We start from the raw sequence: 19,754 nt of genomic DNA, 5'->3' as shown, positions 1-19,754 counted from the left end.
GCTGGCCCAATCACGGGCGCATGGAGAACTGCGATGAGCGAGTTCGATCACGACCACAGGGATGAAGAGCGCGGCGTCAGCCGCCGCCGGGTGCTGGAGTGCATGACCTGGGCGGGCACCGGCGTGCTCTGGACAGTGGCGGGCGGCGTGCCGCGCTCGCTCGGCACGGTCGGCTCGGCGCAAGCGGCCGAGGCCTCTGGCATGACCTTCCTGCAGATCAGCGACAGCCATGTCGGCTTCGACAAGGCCGCCAATCCGAACGCGCTTGGCACGCTGGAAGAAGCGATCGGCAAGATCAACGCCATGCCCGCGAAACCCTCCTTCATGATCCACACCGGCGATATCACGCATCTGTCGAAGGCCGCCGAGTTCGACAATGCCGAGCGCGTCATCTCGCAGGCCAAGCTCGACGTGCATTACGTGCCGGGCGAGCACGATCTGATCGACGAGGAAGTCAAGCTCTACAAGGAGCGCTACGGCCGCGGCACCAGGGGCGCCGGCTGGTATTCGTTCGACGCCGGCGGCGTGCACTTCGTCGGCCTCGTCAACGTCGTCGACCTCAAGGCCGGAGGCCTGGGCAATCTCGGCGCCGAGCAGCTCGAATGGCTCGAGGACGATCTGAAGGGCCGCTCGAAATCGACCCCGATCGTGCTGTTCGCCCACATCCCGCTATGGACCGTCTATCCGACCTGGGGCTGGGGTACCGAGGACGGCGCACGCGCACTGGAATATGTGAAGGGTTTCGGCTCGGTGACCGTGCTGAACGGGCACATTCACCAGGTAATGCAGAAGGTCGAAGGCAACGTCACCTTCCACACCGCGCGCTCGACCGCCTTTCCGCAGCCGGCGCCTGGCACTGCGCCCTCACCGGGCCCGATGAAGGTCGAGGATGCCAAGCTGCGCAGCGTGCTCGGCATCGCCAGCGTCAACTTCAAGCAGGGGCAGGAGCGCCTCGCCATCATCGACACGCCGCTGCAGGGCTGAAGAGGGACAGGTTCATGAGCACCATCAATCGCCGTGACTTCGGCATCGCCGTCGCCGCGGCCATGCTGCTCCCCGCCAGCGCTGCGCGTGCCGCCGATATGGAAGTGCATATCGACAATTTCGTTTTCCAGCCCGCGCAGCTCGACGTGAAGGTCGGCACGACCGTCACCTGGACCAATCGCGACGACATTCCGCACACGGTGGTGTGCGCAGGAAAATTCAGGTCGAAACCCATGGACACCGACGGCAGCTTTTCATTCACCTTCACGGAGGCCGGCGAGTACAAATATTTTTGTTCGCTGCACCCGCACATGACAGGCATGATCATGGTCGAGTAAGTTGACAATCTCTGCCAGCGCAACCCTGCCCGGCCGGCGGATCGACGCCGGCCGGGCCAAGACATTCGCCGCACAAACCGGGCATGAGGCGATGAAAGCGTCGGAGGACAATCCCGAGAAGGCGCGGCGCTTTCGCGAGGCCGCCCTGCCTTATCTCGACGATGCCTATACACTGGCACGCTATCTCCTGCGGGACGCCAGCGATGCCGAGGATGCGGTGCAGGAATGTTTCCTGCGCGCCTACAAGCATTTCGACAGCTATCGCGGACCGGCGATGAAACCATGGCTGTTCGCGATCCTGCGCAACGTCTGCCGTGCCGAATATGCGCGCCGCGCGGGCATTAAGACCGGCGCGATCGAGGATGTCGCCGACAGTGCGGAGGCAACCCCGCTCTGGCATGAGGCGCAGGAGACGCCGGAGACGCAGATGCTGCGCGAGAAGGATTCCGCGGCAATTCGCCGGCTGATCGCGGCGCTTGCCGAACCGTTTCGCGAGACCTTCGTGCTCCGGGAAATCCAGAACCTTTCGTACCGCGAGATCGCCGATGTTGCGGCCGTCCCCGTCGGCACCGTGATGTCGCGACTTGCCCGCGCCCGCGCGATGCTGCGCTCGGCGTGGCTCGCGGAACAGGAGCAAGCAAAATGACCTGCGAGGAAGCCGAGGTGCTGCTTCAGGCGCTGATCGACGGCGAGCTCGACGCGGGACATGCGCGCGAGGTCGAGGACCACATCGCAGGCTGCCCGCGCTGCACGGAGCTGGCGAAAGACTATCGCGCGATGAGCCGCATGATCGCGGAAAAGGGTGCAAGCTACACTGCGCCGCCCGAGCTGCGACGGCGCATCGAGGCCGCGCTGCCGCAGCCGAAGGCCGCGCCAAGCCGCCGCGCGGTGCTGCGCGGCTTCGCGCTGGGATCGGCGGTCTCCGCGATGGCTGCGACCGGGCTCGTCGCCGTCATCCTGCGCAATGACGATGACACACGCGTCCAGTCGGAACTGGTCTCGGCGCACCTGCGCTCGCTGCAGGCCGGCCATCTCACCGACGTGCTTTCCACCGACCAGCACACGGTCAAGCCGTGGTTCAACGGCAGGCTCGATGTCGCCCCGCCCGTGATCGACCTCACCGCCCTGGGCTTCACCCTGATCGGCGGACGCCTCGACTATGTCGACGCCCGCCCGATCGGCGCCGTGGTCTATCGAAGGCGCCAGCACGTCATCAACCTGTTCGTCGCGCAGACATCAGACACCGAGCGCCACGGCGCCAGGACGAGCCAGCGGCAGGGCTTCAACATCCGCCACTGGAGCGATCACGGCCTGAACTTCTGGGCCGTCAGCGACCTCGCCGCCGACGAGCTTGCCGAGTTCGGCGAGAAGTTCGAGACGGCGATGCGGACTCCAGCTTCGTAGCCCGGATGGAGCGAAGCGTAATCCGGGGTTTGCCGCCGCTTGCGACATTGTTCCCGGATTGCGCTTCGCTCATCCGGGCTACGGGATCCTCGTGGTGCTGCTATTGCTGCGGCGGATATCGGTCGAATACGGGCAGCTCGTGCGCGCGTTCCATCCATTGGATCCGCTCGGCGACCTGGACATGGATCATTGGCGGAACGACGTCAGGATCATCATAGGTTCCGCTCTGGATATCAATGATCCCGGGCAGCATCTGCTCATTGACGTAAAAAAGACCGGTGCCGCAATTCGCGCAAAAATGCCGGCGGCCGTGCTCGGATGATTCGTAGACCTTGGGCTGCCCTTGGGTCACCTTGACGGCAGCGGCGGGATACATCGTCCAGGCGACCATCGGCGCGCCAGCGTGACGTCGGCAATCCGTGCAGTGGCAGAGCGCGTGCGTAAGGGCTTCGCCTTCAACCTCGTAGCGGATGGCTCCGCAATGACAACCGCCTGCAATGTGCATTTCATCTGCTCCCAGGTCGTTGACAGAGTGATTTAGCATTGTAGCCCGGATGGAGCGCAGCGTAATCCGAGAACCGGTTCGCGAACGACCATGATCCCGGATTACGCTTCGCTTCATCCGGGCTAAGGAAGCCGCAGAATTAATCAGGCCGACTTGCGCACCGCGTTGTCGACCAGCGTCTTGCCGAGCGACCAGATCGCGCCGGGGACCTTGTGGCTGCCGGCGATCACGGTGTCGAAAGCCTTTTCGATCCAGGTGCAGTCGTCCTCGGTGAGGACGAGCGGCGGCAGGAGCTTGATGGTGTGGAGGCCGTGGCCGGCGACCTGGGTCAGGATCTTGTGGTCCTTGAACAGCGGCACGGTGATGAGCTGGCAGAACAGGCCTTTGTTCGCGGTCTCCAGCACGTTCCAGGATGCGCGCAGGCGCAGCGACTTCGGCGGGCCGAACTCGATGCCGATCATCAATCCCTTGCCGCGGACTTCCTTCATCAGCTCGTAGCCTGGCACCATGCGCGTCAGCGCGAGGCGGAGCTCGGCGCCGCGCTTGGCGGCCAGCTCAACCAGCTTCTCGGCCTTGATGACGTCGAGCGTTGCGATGCCGGCGGCCATCGCCAGATCGTTCTTCGAGAATGTCGAGCCGTGCACGACGGCGCGATCCATCTGGTTGAAGATCTTGTCGAAGATGCTCTTGCGCGTCAGCAGCGCGCCGACCGGGACATGACCGCCGGACAGCGCTTTCGCCAGCAGCACCATGTCGGGCTCGACATTCCAGTGCTCGACGGCGAGGAATTTGCCGGTGCGGCCGATGCCGGTCTGAATCTCGTCGGCGACGAACAGCGTGCCATATTTCCGGCACAACGCCGCAGCACCGGGCAGGAATTCGTCCGAGGGCATGTTGACGCCCTTGCCCTGGATCGGTTCGACGATGAAGGCCGCGACCTGGCGCGACGACAGCGCCTGCTCGAGCGCGGCAAGATCGTTGAACGGAATCTGGGTGCAGCCGGGCAATAGCGGCTCGAAGCCGGAGCGGAAGTTCGCATCGTCCATCAGCGACAGCGCGCCATAGGACAATCCGTGAAACGAATGCGAGCAGGACACGATGCCGGGCCGCCCGGTCGCGCCACGCGCGAACTTGATGGCGGCTTCTACCGTCTCGGCGCCCGAATTGGAAAAGAATACCTTGTCCAGATATGGCACATATTCGAGGAGGCGCTCGGCCAGGATGCCGGCGAGCGTGGACACATCGAGCTGCACGAGGTTGGGCAGATCGGCATCCAGCACGCTCTTCAAGGCCTGGCGCAGCGCCGGGTGGTTGCGGCCGATCGCAAAAACGCCAAATCCGCTGAGTAGGTCGAGATACCGTGCCCCCTCACGATCGAAGAGATATTGGCCTTGCCCTTTTTGAAAGCCGACGTCATAGCCGATGGTTTTGAGCACGCGCACGAGCTGCTCGTTCAAGTAGCGCGCGTGCAGGGAACTGCGCTGCGCCTGGCGCTCCACAAACATCTCGGAAACGTCTAGATTTGAGCTTAGCATCGGCTACATACGTCGGTTGATGGTCATTTCGTCAACTCAAAACGCCGAATGCGGCGTTTTGCCCCCAAGCTTTGGCCCTTGTACACTTAAGCACAGGTAAGACCATGTTGCACTGCCCACCCAAGCTCGCGCGCACCATAGCATACTCGGGATTTGTTTTGGCGAGCACAATGGTCCCAGCGCTGGCCGCGGATCCGACCGGCGACTGGCGCGTGGCTGACGGTGTCGCCCATATCCGGGTCGCACAATGCAACGGCAGCCTCTGGGGCGCAGTCGCCTGGGAGAAGACCCCCGGCGGCAAGGATACGCAGAATCCGGACGCCGCGAAGCAAAGCCGGCCCACGCTCGGCATGCCGATCCTGATCGACATGAAGAAGAAGGCGGGCACGGATGCGTGGGAGGGCCAAGTCTATAATGCCAAGGACGGTCAGCTCTACAGCTCTACGATCAAGCCAATTGGTTCTGACAAGCTCGAGATTCAAGGCTGCGTGCTGGGCTTTCTCTGCGGCGGCGAGACCTGGACCCGCGTTGGGCCTCCGATTGCCTCCAGCGCCGCCAACAGCACGCCCCCTGCCAACAGCATGGCCAAGGGCGCCGCACCCGCACCCAAAGGGGCAGCGCAGTCAGCCGCTCAGACGCCGCCCAAGACCACGGGCTCGGTAAGCTCGGCTCCCGCCACCGCGCCGGCCGCGTCGTCCAAACAGCAGACGGGCCAGAAGCAGGCAGCAGCCGCCCCAGCCGCCGCCCCATCAGGTGACGTCGTCGGCGATATCTGCGTCCTTCCGGACGTCGCGCGGTTTACCCATTAATGCCGGCTGGAAGAGCAGCACCGCGGCGAGAGTCGTGACCAGCGAGAGCGCGAGCAATTTACCCATGCTCGCGGTTCCTGGATGACTTGAAAGCCACAGGCTGCCGAACGCGGTTGCCGTGGTCAGCGCGCTGAAAAAGATTGCCCGCGTCAGGCTCGATTGCAGCAGATTCGTTCTGCCCTGACGCCAGGCAGTGACGTAGTAGATCTTGAAGGCGACGCCGACGCCGAGCAACAGCGGCAGCGCGACGATATTGGCGAAGTTGAGCGGCAGCCCGATCAGCACGCAGATTTCCAGCGTCACGGCGCCCGCGACCAGAAGCGGCACGATCGTCATCAGCACGTCGGCGATACGCCGCAGCGTCAGCCAGAGCAGCAGGCTGATCACGATCAGCGACCAGATGCCGGCGTGGATGAACGCCTTCACCACGGTATCGCCGGACTTCAGGATCGAGACCGGGCCGCCGATCGCCGTCGGCTCGGCCGCGAGCACGGCGGCCGCGAACTTGCGCAGCGTGTCATTGTCGTTCGGATCACCCTTCGGCAGGACCTCGACCCGTATCAGCCCGTCCTTGGCCTTCCATTCACGTACCAGCTCCTCCGGCAGCGACTTCAAAGTGACGGTCTGGGCCTGCAGCATGTCCCTGAGCTGGTCGAGCACCACCTTGAGTGGCGAAACGAAGACGTTCTGCGCCTTGTCGCGCGTCGCCTGATTCGAATCGGCCAGCTTGGTCAGCGCATCCGCAAGCCGGCGTGCAGCCACCGCGCCCGCATTCTTGATGTCGCCGGCGGTCTTGCGGAGGTTGTCGGCCGAGCTCTTCAGGGACTCGACATTCTCCTGGTCGGTCGGCGGCGCATCGATCGAATCCGGATTGAGCGCCGGGTTGAGCATCTTCGCCGCCTGCGCGATCAGCTTCAGCTTGGCCGGCTGATCGGTCGGCACGAAGCTGTCGAGCGAGCGGACGCTCAACACTTCCGGCAGCTTTTCCAGCCTCTCCTCGATCTTCCTGGCGTCGGCTTCCGAATGCGTCATCACGTTGATCGCATTGGCGCCGGTGTTCGGGTCGCGCCTCAAATCGAGGAACGTCGCGATCGATTCGACCTGCGAGTTGCGCAGGTTGATCGGGTTGAAGTCGAACTTCATGTAGTAGAGCAGCGGCAGGCCGGCGATCACGAGCGCGAGTGTGCTGATGATGATCGCGACGCGATGCTTCTCCAGGAAGTGGTCGACGGGCGCGAGGAACGCGTATCCGACCGGCTCCTTCTCGCCGGGCGGATTGAGCAGGTCCAGGAGCGCCGGCAGCGTGGTGATGCTGGTGAGGAACGCGATCAGCATGCCGGCGCCGGCGATCTTGCCGAGCTCGGAAATGCCCTTGTAGTCGGTCGGCAGGAAGCACAGGAAGCCCGCGGCGGTCGCCATCGCCGCAAGCGAGAGCGGCACCGCCGAGCGGCGTGCCGCATTCTCCAGCGCCAGCGTCAGGTTGTCGTTCTTGAAGCGTTCGGAACGGTAGCGGACGCTGAACTGGATACCGAAATCGACGCCTAAGCCTACGAACAGCACGGCAAAGGCGATCGACAACAAATTGAGCGAGCCGACCATCATCAACCCGACGGCGGTGGTGATCGCAAGCCCGATGAACAGGTTCAGGAACACGGCGAAGATGATCTTGGCCGAATGCAGCGCGAGCCACAGGATCACCAGCACGATCAGCACAGTGCCGATGCCGTTGACGACGGCGCCGTCCTGGACGGTGGCATATTCCTCGTTGGCGATCGGCACCGGTCCGGTGAGGCGGACGCGCGCGCCATATTCGCTTGCGAATTTCAGGTCTGCGGCCGCCTGCCGGATCGCATCGGTGGCCGCCTTACCGGGCTCCAGCGCCTGATAGTCGAGCACCGGCTTGAATTCGATGAAGGCGCGCTTGTCCGAATCGGTCAGCGGCTTGTCGCTGGTGAGCTCGCGCCAGGAGAAGGTCGGATTGCCCTTGTTGCTGAGGACATCCTCGACCGTCTGCGAGATCAGGTTGAAGGGCCGAGCGGCGTTCTCGAGCTTGGCCTGCCCGCGCTTGATGCCGGCAAGACCCGTCTCCAGCGCACCGGTGAGGCCGCGGATCGAGGGATCGCCGGCCATGATCTCGATCAGGGGTGCGGCGGATTCGAGCTCGCCGGTAACCTGGGCGACCTCCTCGGTCGGCAGGAACAGAAGCCCGTTCTTCTCGAAGAATTCGCCGGAGCCGAGCGGCGTGACCGATTCGAAATGCTCGGTGTCACCGGTGAGCTTCTCGGCCAGCGCCTTGGCGGCAAGGCCCGTGAGCTCCGGCGTCGGCGCCTCCACGACGGCAAGAATCAGGCGCTCGCGGTCGAAGGCTTGCTCGAACTGGATGTCGCGCTGGCGCCAGTCCAGGTTGGGCGAGATCAGCGTATTGATGTCGGTATTGATGGTGAAGTTGCGCGCCGCGTAATAGCCCGCCGCGACCGCTGATATCAGCGAGAGGACGACGACAGGGATGGCAAACCGCGTGCACGCCTTAACAATCGAGACAACAATACGTGTCAGCACTTCATTTCTTTCTGATCACAGGAAGCACGCCGAAAACGCCCGCTATCTAGCGGAGTTCCCAGGGCCGATCTAATGTTGTTTTGACCGCCCGACCGCTGGTTCACGAAGAAGCGTCGAAACGGGCCGGAACGGCGTTGGGCGCGGTATATCCCGCCCCAGCGGGCAATAAAGTGACGAACAAGTGAGATGGGGTGGGCATTAATGCCGCAGTTTTAGGTATTTTAATACCTTAAACCGGCGACCCGAGTGATAACCATTCCGTAATCCGGCTTTCCTAGACGCTCATTTTTTGACACAAAGCGCTCTTCTTCCGTGCGCTTGGGGGTGGGCTTAAGTGCAGGAACTGGTGGTGCGGATATTGCAGCAGGACCTGCCGGCTGCAGGATGTCCGGCCGCGCGGGTTTTCGGATCAGATTGGTGCAATTTGCTTAACGGGCGTCCTATGGAGGTTTTTCTAGCGCAGCCGCGGGGGTTTTGCGCGGGCGTGGTGCGCGCCATCGAGATCGTCGAGCGCGCGCTCGAGAAATACGGGCCGCCGGTCTATGTCCGACATGAGATCGTGCATAACAAATACGTCGTCGAAAGCCTGAAGAACAAGGGCGCGATCTTCGTCGAGGACCTTTCCGAGGTTCCGGCGAACGCGGTGACCGTGTTCAGCGCCCATGGCGTGGCGCGCAGCGTCGAGGAAGAGGCCGCCGCACGCGGCCTGCCGGTGCTCAATGCCACCTGCCCGCTGGTCACCAAGGTCCACAATCAGGGCAAGCGCTATATGTCGAAGGGCCGGTCATTGATCCTGATCGGGCATGCCGGCCACCCCGAGGTCGAGGGAACCATGGGCCAGGTTCCAGGCCCCGTGCTGCTGGTCCAGAGCGTCGAGGATGTCAACGCCCTGACGCTGTCGGCCGATACGCCGATCGCCTACATCACCCAGACCACCCTGAGCGTAGATGACACACGTGAGATTATTCTGGCGCTCCAGGCCCGGTTTACAGACATTCAAGGCCCTGACATCCGGGATATCTGCTATGCCACACAGAACCGCCAATCCGCGGTAAGGGACCTGAGCAAATTGGTGGATGTCATCCTGGTGGTGGGGGCCGCCAACAGCTCCAATTCCAATCGGTTGCGCGAGATCGGCACCGAAGCCGGCGTCGCCAGTTACCTCATTGCGGATGGCAGCGAACTCAACCCAGAATGGCTGAAGAATGCAAAGACCGTCGGCATCACGGCGGGCGCGTCGGCGCCCGAAGTGCTGGTCGACGACGTGATCGAGGCGTTGCGGCGCACCGGACCGGTCAAGGTGTCGGTCCTGCCGGGCCGGGAAGAGAACATCGAATTCCGCCTGCCGGCCGAACTGACCGCGGGCTGACCCAAACTTGGTCGTGAGAGTCGAGAGAGAAAGAATGGCAATACCCTTCTTCAAGGAACTGCGCATCGGCGGCTATCTGCTCAGGCAGAAGCTGCTGGGCCGCAAGCGCTATCCGCTCGTGCTGATGCTGGAGCCGCTGTTTCGCTGCAATCTCGCCTGCGTGGGCTGCGGCAAGATCGACTACCCCGACGCGATCCTCAATCGCCGCATGACCGCGCAGGAGTGCTGGGACGCGGCCGACGAGTGCGGCGCGCCGATGGTAGCGATCCCCGGCGGCGAGCCGCTGATCCACAAGGAGATCGGCGAGATCGTCCGCGGCCTGGTAGCGCGCAAGAAGTTCGTCTCGCTCTGCACCAACGCGCTGCTTCTGGAAAAGAAGCTCGATCTGTTCGAGCCGTCGCCTTATTTGTTCTTCTCAGTGCATCTCGATGGGCTGAAGGACCATCACGACAAAGCGGTGTCTCAGAAGGGCGTGTTCGACCGCGCGGTGTCCGCGATCAAGGCGGCCAAGGCGCGCGGCTTCACCGTCAATGTCAATGCCACCATCTTCGACGGCCATCCGGCGGAGGAAATCGCAAAGTTCCTCGACTTCACCACCGAACTCGGCGTCGGCGTCTCGATGTCGCCGGGCTACGCCTATGAGCGCGCGCCCGACCAGGAGCACTTCCTCAACCGCACCAAGACCAAGAAGCTGTTCCGGGACGTCTTTGCGCTCGGCAAGGGCAAGAAGTGGAATTTCATGCATTCCGGCCTGTTCCTCGACTTCCTGGCCGGCAACCAGGAATACGAGTGCACGCCCTGGGGCATGCCGGCGCGCAACATCTTCGGCTGGCAGAAGCCCTGCTATCTACTCGGCGAAGGCTACGCCAAGACCTTCAAGGAGCTGATGGAGACCACGGACTGGGATTCCTACGGCACCGGCAAGTATGAGAAGTGCGCCGACTGCATGGCGCATTGCGGCTACGAGCCGACCGCTGCGATCGCGGCGCTCAACAACCCGCTGAAGGCCATGTGGGTCTCCATGCGCGGCATCCGCACCAAGGGTCCGATGGCCCCCGAGATCGATCTCACGAAGCAGCGTCCGGCGCAGTACATCTTCTCGGAGCAGGTCCAGAAGAAGCTCTCCGAGATCCGCCGCGACGAAGCGGTCGCCGCCCAGCAGAAGCCCGCACAGAAAGCCTCAACTGCCGCGTAAGACGCGAGCAACAATCGAATAAGCAAAAGGCCCGACCGTCGATGACGGTCGGGCCTTTTGTTTTGTTCGTAGCCCGGGTGGAGCGAAGCGCAACCCGGGATGCCTGTATCTGCGTTTGCGAGCGGTCCCGGGTTACGCTGACGCTTCACCCGGGCTACGGCTCTCAGTGATTATGCCGCCGAGCGAATCATCGGCTCCACGGGGACGAGGGTCTCGCCGCCCAGCAGGAAGCCACGGCAGCCGCGCAAGGAGCGCAGCGCGCGGTTGAAGTCGATTCCGGTCGAGACCAGCGAGCGCAGCGTCAGCGGATTGCGCGCCACGCCGCGCAGGACCTTGCGCAGGTCGATGTCGCCGTTCGGCTTGACCGCGGTCTTCGCCAATTCCGGCAGCGCGCGGTGGGCGGGATCGCTGATCACCCGGAGCGCCGCGAACGGAATGCCCGCCTTGGCCGCGTAGGCAGCGGCAATGTGGCTCTCCATGTCGACGGCGGCAGCGCCGGTTTCCGAGCGCAGCGCCGCCTTGCAGGCCCTGGCCGCAATCACCTGCTCAACCCCGGCGAGCCCACCCCTGACGATCTTGCGGCGCCTCAACGTGGCGCCGGCAACCATCTCCTCGTTCAAGGCCATATCGGCCAGGAATCGGGTGTCGCCGGAAAGCACCTCCGTCGCCACCACGACGTCACCCGATCGCAATGCCGGATCGAGCCCGCCGGCCACGCCGAACGAGATCACGCCGCGGAACGATGACGAATCGAGTGTCGCCAATAGCTCGCGAAGTTGCTGCGGATCGCTGGAACTACAAATGACGATCATGCCCGGCCCCGCCGCGATGCGAGCCTCCTGCACTAATCCCGTCACGATCAAGACCGGCCGCGGATCCAGCATTTTCCCCACAGTCGCGGCGGCCCCCGCCCCCAGATTCACATTCCGACCCCTACCACCCTGCTGTTCGTGTTTCGCAAATTCCGATACCGCGCTAGCGCCCAGAGCGGGAAGAACTTGGAGTAGCCATGATAACGCAAGTAAAACACACGCGGAAAGCCTGTAGCCGTGTAACGCTGCTCCTCCCAGAGTCCTTTTTCGCTCTGTGTGCTTTTTAGGTACTCCACCCCCCCTCGAACTGCGGGGTTTTCGACCTCTCCCGCTGCCATCAGCGCAAGCAAAGCCCATGCCGTCTGCGAGGAGGTCGAAGGCGCGACCTCATAGCCCCGATAGTCGAGCCGATAGCTGACGGCGTCCTCGCCCCAGCCGCCGTCCTGATTCTGGACCGACACCAGCCAGTCGACCGCCTTCCGAATCATCGGGTCCTGATGGTCGACGCCGGCGGCGTTGAGCGCGCAGAGCACCGACCAGGTGCCGTAGATGTAGTTCAGCCCCCAGCGGCCAAACCAGGAACCTTCGGCAAGCTGGGTGCGGCGCAGATAGGCGACGCCATCGGCGACCGCTTTGCTGGTCTTTTCGGTCTCGCCAAGCTGAGCCAGCATCGAGACGCAGCGCGCGGTGACGTCCTCGGTCGGCGGATCGAGCAACGCGCCGTGGTCGGAGAACGGAATGTTGTTGAGGTAATATTCGAGGTTGTTGACGTCGAAGGCGGCCCAGCCGCCGTCGCGGCTCTGCAAGCCCTCGATCCATTCGCGGGCCCGGTCAATCGCCGCGTCATACTCCTTGGTGCCACTGTAGCGACGCGCCCGGTCCATCGACATGACCACCACGGCGGTATCGTCGAGATCGGGATAATGGTCGTTGTTGTACTGGAACGCCCAGCCGCCCGGCCGGACGTTGGGCGCCTTCACCGCCCAGTCGCCCTTGAAATCGAGGACCTGCCGCGGCTTCAACCAGTCGAGCCCCTGCTTGGCCTTGGCAATAGTATCCTCGCCGCCGGCCTCCTGCAGCGCGTGGCACGTCAGCGCAGTGTCCCACACCGGCGATACGCAGGGCTGGCAATAGGCCTCGTTCTCGCGGATCACCAACAGCTTCTCGAGGCCGCGCCGCGTGGCGGCACGCGGCGGATAGTTCTCGTCCTTGCCGAGCGCGTCATACATCATCACGATGTTGGCCATCGGCGGATAGATCGCGCCCATGCCGTCTTCGCCGTTCAACCGCTCTTCGATGAAGGCGAGCGCGGCATCGATCGCGCGCTGGCGCAGCCTCTTGGTAAACAGCGGCTCGACCACGCGCAGCACGCTGTCGAGCCCGCGGAAGAGCAAGAACCAGCCCCAGCTCTGATGCGGCGCCTTCGGAGGCATGCCGACCGACTTGGGATCCTCCAGGAACAGTTCGTCGAGGCCGATGCCCTTCGGGTTCTTGGCCCGCGGCTTCAGCGCGGCCAACACCATCAGCGGCACCATCGTGGTGCGCGCCCAGTAAGAGATCTTGGCGATGTGGAACGGCGACCACATCGGCAGCAGCATGATCTCGACCGGCAGCACCGGCGTCGCGCGCCAGGTCACGACGCCAAACAGCGCCAGCAGGAAGCGGGTGAAGACGTTGCTCGCCGCCGCGCCGCCGCGCGAACGGATCGCTTCGCGCGCTTTCACCATATGCGGCGCGTCGATGGAATCGCCGATCACCTTCAGCGCGAAATAGGCCTTCACGCTCGCGCTCATATCGAACGGACCGTCATGCACCAATGGCCAGCCGCCATGGGCGCCCTGCACGCGGCGGAGGTAGTTGCCGATCTTCGCCTCCAGCACGCTGTCGACGGGCTCGCCGAGATAGTGGCACAGCAGCACATATTCCGCCGGGATCGTGCTGTCGGCCTCGAGTTCGAACACCCAATGTCCGTCGGATTGCCGATGGCCGAGCAGCGCCTCGGTCGCCGTGGAGATGCTCTTCTCCAGTGCGACCGGATCGACGGCGGCGGTATCGTTGACGGCATCCATCTTGTTCGATTTCTCCTTCGATTGAGCTCGCTTCTACGGCTCGCGTAGCATGATCAGTGCTTGGCCAAATCAGTGCCGGGCCAGAACCAAATCGGCGGCACGGTCACCGGACCGCACCGATCCCTCGATCGTTGCCGGCAATCCCGTATCAGTCCAATCGCCGGCGAGAAACAGGTTTTTGTAGGCCGTGACCGCGCCGGGCCGCAGAGCGTGCTGTTCCGGCGTGGCTTCGAATGTGGCACGGCGCTCGCGCACGATCTGCCAAGCGGGCAAAGGCGGCAATTCGCCGGAAATGCCGGCGGCCTTGCAGACATCGCGCCAGATCGCCTGTGCCAGTTCCTCGCGCGGCATGTCGACGAGACGATCACCATTGCTGATCGTGACCGAGAGCCGCTGCGGGAACGCGAACAACCATTCGACGAGGCCACCGATCACGCCCAGGATCGGCGCGGCATTGGGCGGCGGATCGAAGCGGAAATGCGCGTTCACGATGGCGCGGAATTTGGTCGGCGTCTTCAGGCCCGGCACCAGCGATGCCGCAGCGCGCGGCGGCACTGCGAGCACCACCGCGTCAGTAGGCGCAAGATCGATCATGTCGTCGCCGAATTTCAGCTCGCTGACATGATCGGACACCGTGCCGAACTGCCGCAGCTCATGGCTGAACCGCACGCTCGAACCCCTCTCCTGCAGCAGCTTCACCGCGGGTTCGATCAAGACCGAGCTCAATCCGTCGCGCGCAATCAGCGGCCGGCAGGACTCGCCGCCGGCAAGCAGCGTCTCGCGTACGATCGCACCGGCCAATCCCGCGGAGCCCTCGGGCGGGTCGACATTGAGCGCGGCGAGCAACAGCGGCTGCACCAGACGATCGTACAGCGTGCCGTTGCATGCGATGGTATCGCCGACCCGCTTGTCGGTGCCGGCCCAGGCGAGTGGCGCCAGCGCGAGGTAGTCGCGTAAGCCCGTATCGGGGACGCGGCGCGCTTCGTCGAACACCCAGAGCGGCAAGCGGGAAGAGCCAAGATCGAGTTCCCAGCGCTTGCCGGTTGCAAGATCGACAAAGGGAAATTTCGCGCGTTCCGGCCCGACCAGCCCGGCCTCGGTGCCGATCGACTTTGCATAGGCCAGCGCATGGCGGTTGCCGGACAGCATCAGGTGATTGCCGTTGTCGATGGTGAGATTGGTGGCGGCGTCGAAATAAGAGCGGCAGCGGCCGCCGGCCTGCTGCGTCGCCTCGTGGACGTGCACCGTGTAGTTCGCTTTGGCGAGCCGAACGGCCGCCGAGAGGCCGGAAATACCGGCGCCGATGATATGAACGGTCTTTTGCATCAGATGTCAGATGAACGCGTAACGAAGAAGAATGCCGATCTTTTGCATCTTGCCGACGCGAACGGGCTCGCGTGGGGTTGCAAAACCCCGGGCGATCAGGAGATCGAGGATCGCGCGATAATATTTCGACATGATCCGTGGCGCGCGCACCGCGCGCCGCGAATTACGCGTCATGATGTCATCCGCCTTCTCGAAATGTTTTTTCGCGCGCTCAGCCAGCGGCAGGCACACTCTCGGCAAGTTGCGCTCGGCGATCACCCGCTGGGGGTCGTCAGATGTAATGCCGGCATGCAACAGCATCTCGCGCGGCAGATAGAGCCGGCCGAGGCCGGCATCCTCATCGACGTCGCGCAGGATGTTCGTGAGCTGCAGCGCGCGGCCAAGATGATGCGCGAGCTGGATGCCGTCGTCCTCGGGCAGGCCGAACACCCGCACCGAGAGCCGGCCGACGGCGCTCGCCACGCGGTCGCAATAGAGATCGAGCGTCGCCATGTCGGGCGCGCGGATGTCCTGCGGCACATCCATCTCCATGCCGTCGACGATGGCAAGAAAGTCCTCGCGCTTCAGGCCGAAGGACCTGACCGAGCCGACATAGTCCTTGAGCCGCGGCGGCGGATTGCCCTGATACAGCGCACCGATATCGTCGCGCCATTGCTGCAACGCGGCCAGCCGCTCGGCGCGCGGGCCGTCGGAATCGGCGATGTCGTCGACCTGGCGGCAAAAGCTGTAAATCTGGAACATCGCATCGCGCTGCGCGCGTGGCAGGATCCGCATCGCGGCGTAGAACGAACTGCCGGACGCGGTGGTGCCATAGTCTGCGTTGGCCGCCGCCGTCTCAACGCTCATGCGCCGGCCGCCGTTTTTGACACCGGCCGGCGCCCAACGGCGCGGCGAGCCAACTCGCCGGCGACGCCGCCGAGGCTGGAGCCGAGCATTGCGAGCGGACTGAGATGCACGCGCTCGCTGAGGGGATCGCGCACCTTCAGCATGTTCACGATCCTGTCGGCGAATGCCTGGATCACCGATATCTCCAGACCCAACCGCAAATCCTTCACCTCGGCGGCGAGCGATTTGCTTTCGGCAAGCAGCGTCTCGGTGCGCACCGCCAGCGCCTGCAGGCATTGCAGCAGCGGCGGTGGAGACTTCGGCTCCCCGAGCATCTCGACGGTGGCGCCGGATGCGGCCAGCGCATCGCGCGGGAGGTAGATACGGTTGAGATTCTTGTAGTCCTTGGCGCAATCCTGCAGGTGATTGTTGATCTGCAAGCCCGCGCACAGCGCATCCGACGCAGTCCAGGTGGACGTACTCTCGCCGTGGACATCGAGCATGAAGCGGCCGACCGGCATCGCCGAGTACCGGCAGTAATGAATCACCTCGTCCCAGTTCTCGTACCGCAGCTTTGTCACATCCATGCGGAACGCGACCAGCACGTCGAGCGCGTGGCGTGGCGGCATCGCGCGCTCGGCGAGTGCCCGGCGCAGGTTGACGGCTTCCTTTTGGGTGTCGCCTTCGCCCAAGAGCTCCTTCTCGAGCAGGTCGAGATAGCGGAGCTTTTCGTCCGCCGGCAACGTTGCATGGTCGGCGATATCGTCGGCGGTGCGGACGAAATTATAGAAGGAAAGGATCAGGGCGCGGTGACGCGGATGAATGATCCACGACGCGACCGGAAAATTCTCGTCGCGGTGGGTCTTCCCGGATCGCAGTTCGCTCGCGCTTGTCATCAGGAACCGGCCACATTCGCCCTGGCTAAGGCGCATGCGCCAGAAGTTGCGCGCATGCGGTGGATTGCGTGCCCCATATAGGGGAATACGCGACCAAAACCAATGCTGTATGGGCAACGTGCGCGGCGCCTGTGCCCAATATCACACACTGGGCACAGGCTCTCTTGCGGCAATTTTTTGCGTGCAAAATACGGTGTTACTGCCCGTGGCTCTTCAATACCTGGTCGCAGGCCGCGCTGATCTTGGTGCGGTTCTCCTTCAGGCAGGCGAGGATGGTGAAATCGCCCTGATCGATCACCGCGCGGCAGTGCTTCTGAACGTCGCGGGTGCAGGCCTTCTGTTCCTCCGGCGTGCCGCTGCGCGATTGCTGCTGGGCGAAGGCGTCAGATGAAAGCGGGATCGACAACAGCGTGAGGGCCAATAGAACTTTACGCATCATATTCCTTCATTTCCGACAGCAAAAAACCCTGTTCCGGAAGTTGCGTTTCGGCAGAACCCGGCATGGATTTGTTGGGATTTGCGCCGCCGCGTAGCAAAGCGACGAAGAAAGGACAAGCGCCGCTAAATGCGGCCAAATTTGCGGTGCTGTAAAGGGCCATCTAATCGGTTGAAAAACCAAGAAGTTTTTTCCAATCACGGTTCGCTACAGACTGTTGCAGCGCAGATGCCGATATCGGATGGACAGACATGAAGTGAGATGCTTCTTGATTCTGTCGAACAAAAATGGCGTGTTTCACTCGATTCCACCGGCTATGACAGGCAGGGTGGGTCGTTTGAACCTGTGGGATCGCGATCAACACTAAGTGTTCGATGCGGCGAGGCGTATCTTGAAGAAGATCGTCGATTTTTGATGGGAAAACTCACAATGAAGCGGTTTGGTTTGGGCTTGTTCGGTCGCGCGATCACAGCGGCCGGCATTGGCGCGGTGGTCATGTTGTCGGCCGGCACGGGCAACGCCCAATCGTCGGGACCATTCGCCGGCTTTGACGGATCATGGAGCGGTTCGGGCACCGTTGCGCTCTCCAACGGCACCACCGAACGGATCCGGTGCAAGGCCAGCTACAAGGTCAACGCCACCGGGCTTGGCCTGAAGCAGAGCCTGAATTGCGCCAGCGACAGCTACAAGTTCGACCTCTCCAGCGACGTGACGAGCCAGGGTGAGCGCATCTCCGGCAACTGGAGCGAGAGGAGCCGCAACATCTTCGGCAACCTGCAGGGCACCGCGGGCGGTGGCCAGATCGAGGTGTTCGTCGAGGCGTCCGGATTCGCCGCCACGCTGAACCTGCGCGCCCACGGCAACAGGCAGGTCGTGCAGATCGACTCCAAGGGCGAGATCCGCGGCGTCAACATCACCCTGACGAAGGGCTAATACGGCCGCGAATTCTGTGGCCCGGGTGAGCGACAGCGTAACCCGGGCTACGACACTGTCGCAGCATCGTCCCAGCGCGCGCAGAAGGCCTCGATGTCGGTCGACTGGAATTCGCCGAGGCGCGCCATGATCGTCTCGAACGGCCAATCCCACCAGGCGATCCGTGCAAGCTGCGCCGCGATCTTGCGATTGAACCGCTCGCGGATCTGGCGGGCCGGCACGCCGCCGACGATGGTATAAGGCGCCACATCGCGCGTCACCACGGCGCCCGCCGCCAGCACCGCGCCGTCCCCTACCGTAACACCGGGCAGGACGATAGCGGCGTGGCCGATCCACACATCATTGCCGATCACCACCCGATCGCCCCGCCGCTCCGCGAAGAAGGCGCGATCACGCTCGGCCGTCTCGGAGTAATATTCGGGGCAATAGGTGAAACGGTGCAGCGACGGACGGTCGATCGGATGGTTCGGTGCGCCGATCCGGACCTGCGCGGCGATCGCACAGAACCGGCCGATCTCGGCATCCCCGACCATGCAGCCAGGGCCGAGATAGGAGAAATCGCCGAGCTCCGAATACTCGACGGAGGTATCGCCGAGTATCTCGCAGCACTTGCCGATCGTGCTCTCGCGCAGCTTGACCGTCGGCTCAATGACCGTCTCGGCGATCTTCGGGCGCGGACGCGGCGCTTCATTCATTTTGCTGTTTTCCTGTTTCGTGAGAGCGGCACCTGGTCCCGCCCCTCAACTTCATTTCCGATATCCAGCACCTCCCGGGCGACGTCAATGAAACTTCGCACGAAGCGCAGCTCGCGCTTGTCGACCGGAGCGAGGAGATAATTCGCGTAAGTCTCGTTCATGTCGGCGATCTCAATGCCGATCAGCTCACTCGATGCCGACATGCTGTCATCAAGCAGCAGGCCGACGCCGATCCCATGCAGCACCGCCTCCTTCACGACAGGAAACGTGGTGGTCTTCACAAGGCGTGTCAGGGTGATGCCGAGTTCACCGCATTTCTGATGCAGCAGGCGCTGCGTCAGAGACCCGTCCTCGGGCACGATCACCGCCTCCTCCGCGAGGTCGCGCAGCGAGAGCTTCTTGCGGCGTGCAAATCGATGGTCCCGGCGCACATAGGCGTGGTAGCGCGTCCTCGCCAACGGCAGGCTATAGAGCTGCTCATCGATCACCGGCTCGGTGACGATGGCGACATCGACGGCGCGTTCATGCAAACGTTGCATTGCCAGTGTCCAGCTCACGAGCGTGAACTCGATCTGAACGCGCGGGAATAGGGTCGCATAGCGGGCGATCACTGGCATCGCCGGCCGCGGCGCGTTGGCAACCACGCTCAAATGGCCCGCGGCGATCTCGCTGTAGTTGGCGACTTTCTCCTCGATCAATTGCTCCAGGTTGCGCAGCCTGTCCGAGACGGCAAACAGCTCGCGACCGGCGCGCGTCAGCTCCAGTCCGTCGCGGCGACGTACGAAGAGCTTGGTTCCCATCGTGCGTTCAAGATTTGCGACGTGCTGGGTCACCGACGATTGGGTGACGCCAAGCTTTTCCGCCGCACGGGTGAAACTGCCTTCCCGTGCCGACTGGGTGAAGGCGCTGATCTGATAAGGATTTGCCCGCACGGCCGGGTCCCGTCGCGGAGTTGGTTGGAATTAGGGTTGGCGTAGGCTCCGGGGTGATCAACCTCGAATCGTCCGGCGTTGAAGCGTCGGACTGGAGACTACGCCATGAGGCAACCTACCACGAAGCCTGAT

Annotated in this window: 20 protein-coding genes; 8 read left to right on the top strand and 12 right to left on the bottom strand. The window is 63.3% G+C overall.

The genetic code is table 11. The features are described from left to right. Window positions 1-33 precede the first annotated feature (33 nt). From ACZYOF_RS28390 to ACZYOF_RS28375, 4 genes are all read left to right on the top strand, one after another. Window positions 34-984 (top strand): metallophosphoesterase family protein, encoded by a 951-nt coding sequence (locus ACZYOF_RS28390; RefSeq protein ID WP_463717852.1) that lies wholly within the window; start codon window positions 34-36, stop codon window positions 982-984. A gap of 14 nt (window positions 985-998) precedes the next feature. Beyond that, a complete protein-coding gene (locus ACZYOF_RS28385) occupies window positions 999-1,322 on the top strand; it encodes a cupredoxin domain-containing protein (protein ID WP_130584148.1) in 324 nt (107 codons plus the stop codon). 91 nt (window positions 1,323-1,413) lie between these two features. Then, window positions 1,414-1,968 (top strand): sigma-70 family RNA polymerase sigma factor, encoded by a 555-nt coding sequence (locus tag ACZYOF_RS28380; protein WP_463717859.1) that lies wholly within the window; start codon window positions 1,414-1,416, stop codon window positions 1,966-1,968. Beyond that, window positions 1,965-2,726: an anti-sigma factor family protein gene (locus tag ACZYOF_RS28375; RefSeq protein ID WP_130584147.1), complete on the top strand. Its 762-nt coding sequence runs from the start codon at window positions 1,965-1,967 to the stop codon at window positions 2,724-2,726. The genes ACZYOF_RS28380 and ACZYOF_RS28375 overlap by 4 nt, the downstream gene beginning before the upstream one ends. 100 nt (window positions 2,727-2,826) lie before the next feature. On the opposite strand, the gene ACZYOF_RS28370 is transcribed toward ACZYOF_RS28375, so the two are convergent. Together ACZYOF_RS28370 and hpnO are read right to left on the bottom strand one after the other, a co-directional pair. Then, window positions 2,827-3,231 carry a GFA family protein gene (locus tag ACZYOF_RS28370; RefSeq protein ID WP_130577156.1) on the bottom strand — a complete coding sequence of 135 codons (405 nt, stop codon included), beginning with the start codon at window positions 3,229-3,231 and terminating at the stop codon, window positions 2,827-2,829. A 143-nt stretch (window positions 3,232-3,374) separates the two neighbouring features. Beyond that, window positions 3,375-4,766: an aminobacteriohopanetriol synthase HpnO gene (hpnO, locus tag ACZYOF_RS28365; RefSeq protein ID WP_130577106.1), complete on the bottom strand. Its 1,392-nt coding sequence runs from the start codon at window positions 4,764-4,766 to the stop codon at window positions 3,375-3,377. Between the two features lie 104 nt (window positions 4,767-4,870). Between hpnO and ACZYOF_RS28360 the strand changes: the two genes are divergently transcribed. Continuing rightward, window positions 4,871-5,575, top strand: a complete 705-nt coding sequence (locus tag ACZYOF_RS28360) for a DUF2147 domain-containing protein (protein ID WP_130577107.1) — start codon at window positions 4,871-4,873, stop codon at window positions 5,573-5,575. Here the strand turns inward: ACZYOF_RS28360 and hpnN are convergent. Next, window positions 5,516-8,134, bottom strand: a complete 2,619-nt coding sequence (gene hpnN / locus ACZYOF_RS28355; protein ID WP_130577108.1) for a hopanoid transporter HpnN — start codon at window positions 8,132-8,134, stop codon at window positions 5,516-5,518. The two genes, ACZYOF_RS28360 and hpnN, sit on opposite strands and share 60 nt — an antisense overlap. Before the next feature lie 442 nt (window positions 8,135-8,576). Here hpnN and ispH point away from each other — a divergent pair, with 442 nt between their 5' ends. Further along, on the top strand, window positions 8,577-9,503 hold the full coding sequence (ispH, locus tag ACZYOF_RS28350; RefSeq protein WP_130577157.1) for a 4-hydroxy-3-methylbut-2-enyl diphosphate reductase: 927 nt from the start codon (window positions 8,577-8,579) through the stop codon (window positions 9,501-9,503). Between the two features lie 34 nt (window positions 9,504-9,537). Further along, entirely contained in the window at window positions 9,538-10,698 is a 1,161-nt protein-coding gene (gene hpnH / locus ACZYOF_RS28345) for an adenosyl-hopene transferase HpnH (protein ID WP_463717851.1), read from the top strand. Between the two features lie 170 nt (window positions 10,699-10,868). On the opposite strand, the gene ACZYOF_RS28340 is transcribed toward hpnH, so the two are convergent. The 7 genes from ACZYOF_RS28340 to ACZYOF_RS28310 form a co-directional block, all read right to left on the bottom strand. After that, window positions 10,869-11,621, bottom strand: coding sequence for a phosphorylase (locus ACZYOF_RS28340; protein ID WP_165420962.1), 753 nt, complete (start codon window positions 11,619-11,621; stop codon window positions 10,869-10,871). Further along, a complete protein-coding gene (shc, locus tag ACZYOF_RS28335) occupies window positions 11,618-13,579 on the bottom strand; it encodes a squalene--hopene cyclase (RefSeq protein ID WP_394565809.1) in 1,962 nt (653 codons plus the stop codon). The genes ACZYOF_RS28340 and shc overlap by 4 nt, the downstream gene beginning before the upstream one ends. Before the next feature lie 69 nt (window positions 13,580-13,648). Then, a complete protein-coding gene (gene hpnE, locus ACZYOF_RS28330) occupies window positions 13,649-14,905 on the bottom strand; it encodes a hydroxysqualene dehydroxylase HpnE (protein ID WP_282529301.1) in 1,257 nt (418 codons plus the stop codon). 6 nt (window positions 14,906-14,911) lie between these two features. Next, entirely contained in the window at window positions 14,912-15,751 is an 840-nt protein-coding gene (gene hpnD / locus ACZYOF_RS28325; RefSeq protein ID WP_282529300.1) for a presqualene diphosphate synthase HpnD, read from the bottom strand. Next, on the bottom strand, window positions 15,748-16,626 hold the full coding sequence (hpnC, locus tag ACZYOF_RS28320) for a squalene synthase HpnC (protein ID WP_463717850.1): 879 nt from the start codon (window positions 16,624-16,626) through the stop codon (window positions 15,748-15,750). The genes hpnD and hpnC overlap by 4 nt, the downstream gene beginning before the upstream one ends. Window positions 16,627-16,822: 196 nt before the next feature. After that, window positions 16,823-17,062: a cysteine rich repeat-containing protein gene (locus ACZYOF_RS28315; RefSeq protein ID WP_130577159.1), complete on the bottom strand. Its 240-nt coding sequence runs from the start codon at window positions 17,060-17,062 to the stop codon at window positions 16,823-16,825. Next, window positions 17,055-17,225: a hypothetical protein gene (locus ACZYOF_RS28310; protein WP_165420963.1), complete on the bottom strand. Its 171-nt coding sequence runs from the start codon at window positions 17,223-17,225 to the stop codon at window positions 17,055-17,057. The genes ACZYOF_RS28315 and ACZYOF_RS28310 overlap by 8 nt, the downstream gene beginning before the upstream one ends. Window positions 17,226-17,491: 266 nt before the next feature. Here ACZYOF_RS28310 and ACZYOF_RS28305 point away from each other — a divergent pair, with 266 nt between their 5' ends. Then, window positions 17,492-17,995 carry a hypothetical protein gene (locus ACZYOF_RS28305; RefSeq protein ID WP_130577114.1) on the top strand — a complete coding sequence of 168 codons (504 nt, stop codon included), beginning with the start codon at window positions 17,492-17,494 and terminating at the stop codon, window positions 17,993-17,995. Between the two features lie 47 nt (window positions 17,996-18,042). On the opposite strand, the gene ACZYOF_RS28300 is transcribed toward ACZYOF_RS28305, so the two are convergent. Together ACZYOF_RS28300 and ACZYOF_RS28295 are read right to left on the bottom strand one after the other, a co-directional pair. After that, window positions 18,043-18,690, bottom strand: a complete 648-nt coding sequence (locus ACZYOF_RS28300) for a DapH/DapD/GlmU-related protein (RefSeq protein WP_463717849.1) — start codon at window positions 18,688-18,690, stop codon at window positions 18,043-18,045. Continuing rightward, window positions 18,687-19,622 carry a LysR family transcriptional regulator gene (locus ACZYOF_RS28295; RefSeq protein ID WP_463717848.1) on the bottom strand — a complete coding sequence of 312 codons (936 nt, stop codon included), beginning with the start codon at window positions 19,620-19,622 and terminating at the stop codon, window positions 18,687-18,689. Before ACZYOF_RS28295 ends, ACZYOF_RS28300 begins: the two co-directional genes overlap by 4 nt. Between the last annotated feature and the right edge of the window lie 132 nt (window positions 19,623-19,754).

This window comes from Bradyrhizobium sp. LeoA1Lang (assembly GCF_055413685.1).
Note: the sequence above shows the minus strand (reverse complement) of the source record. Positions and strands in the feature narration are given on the sequence as shown.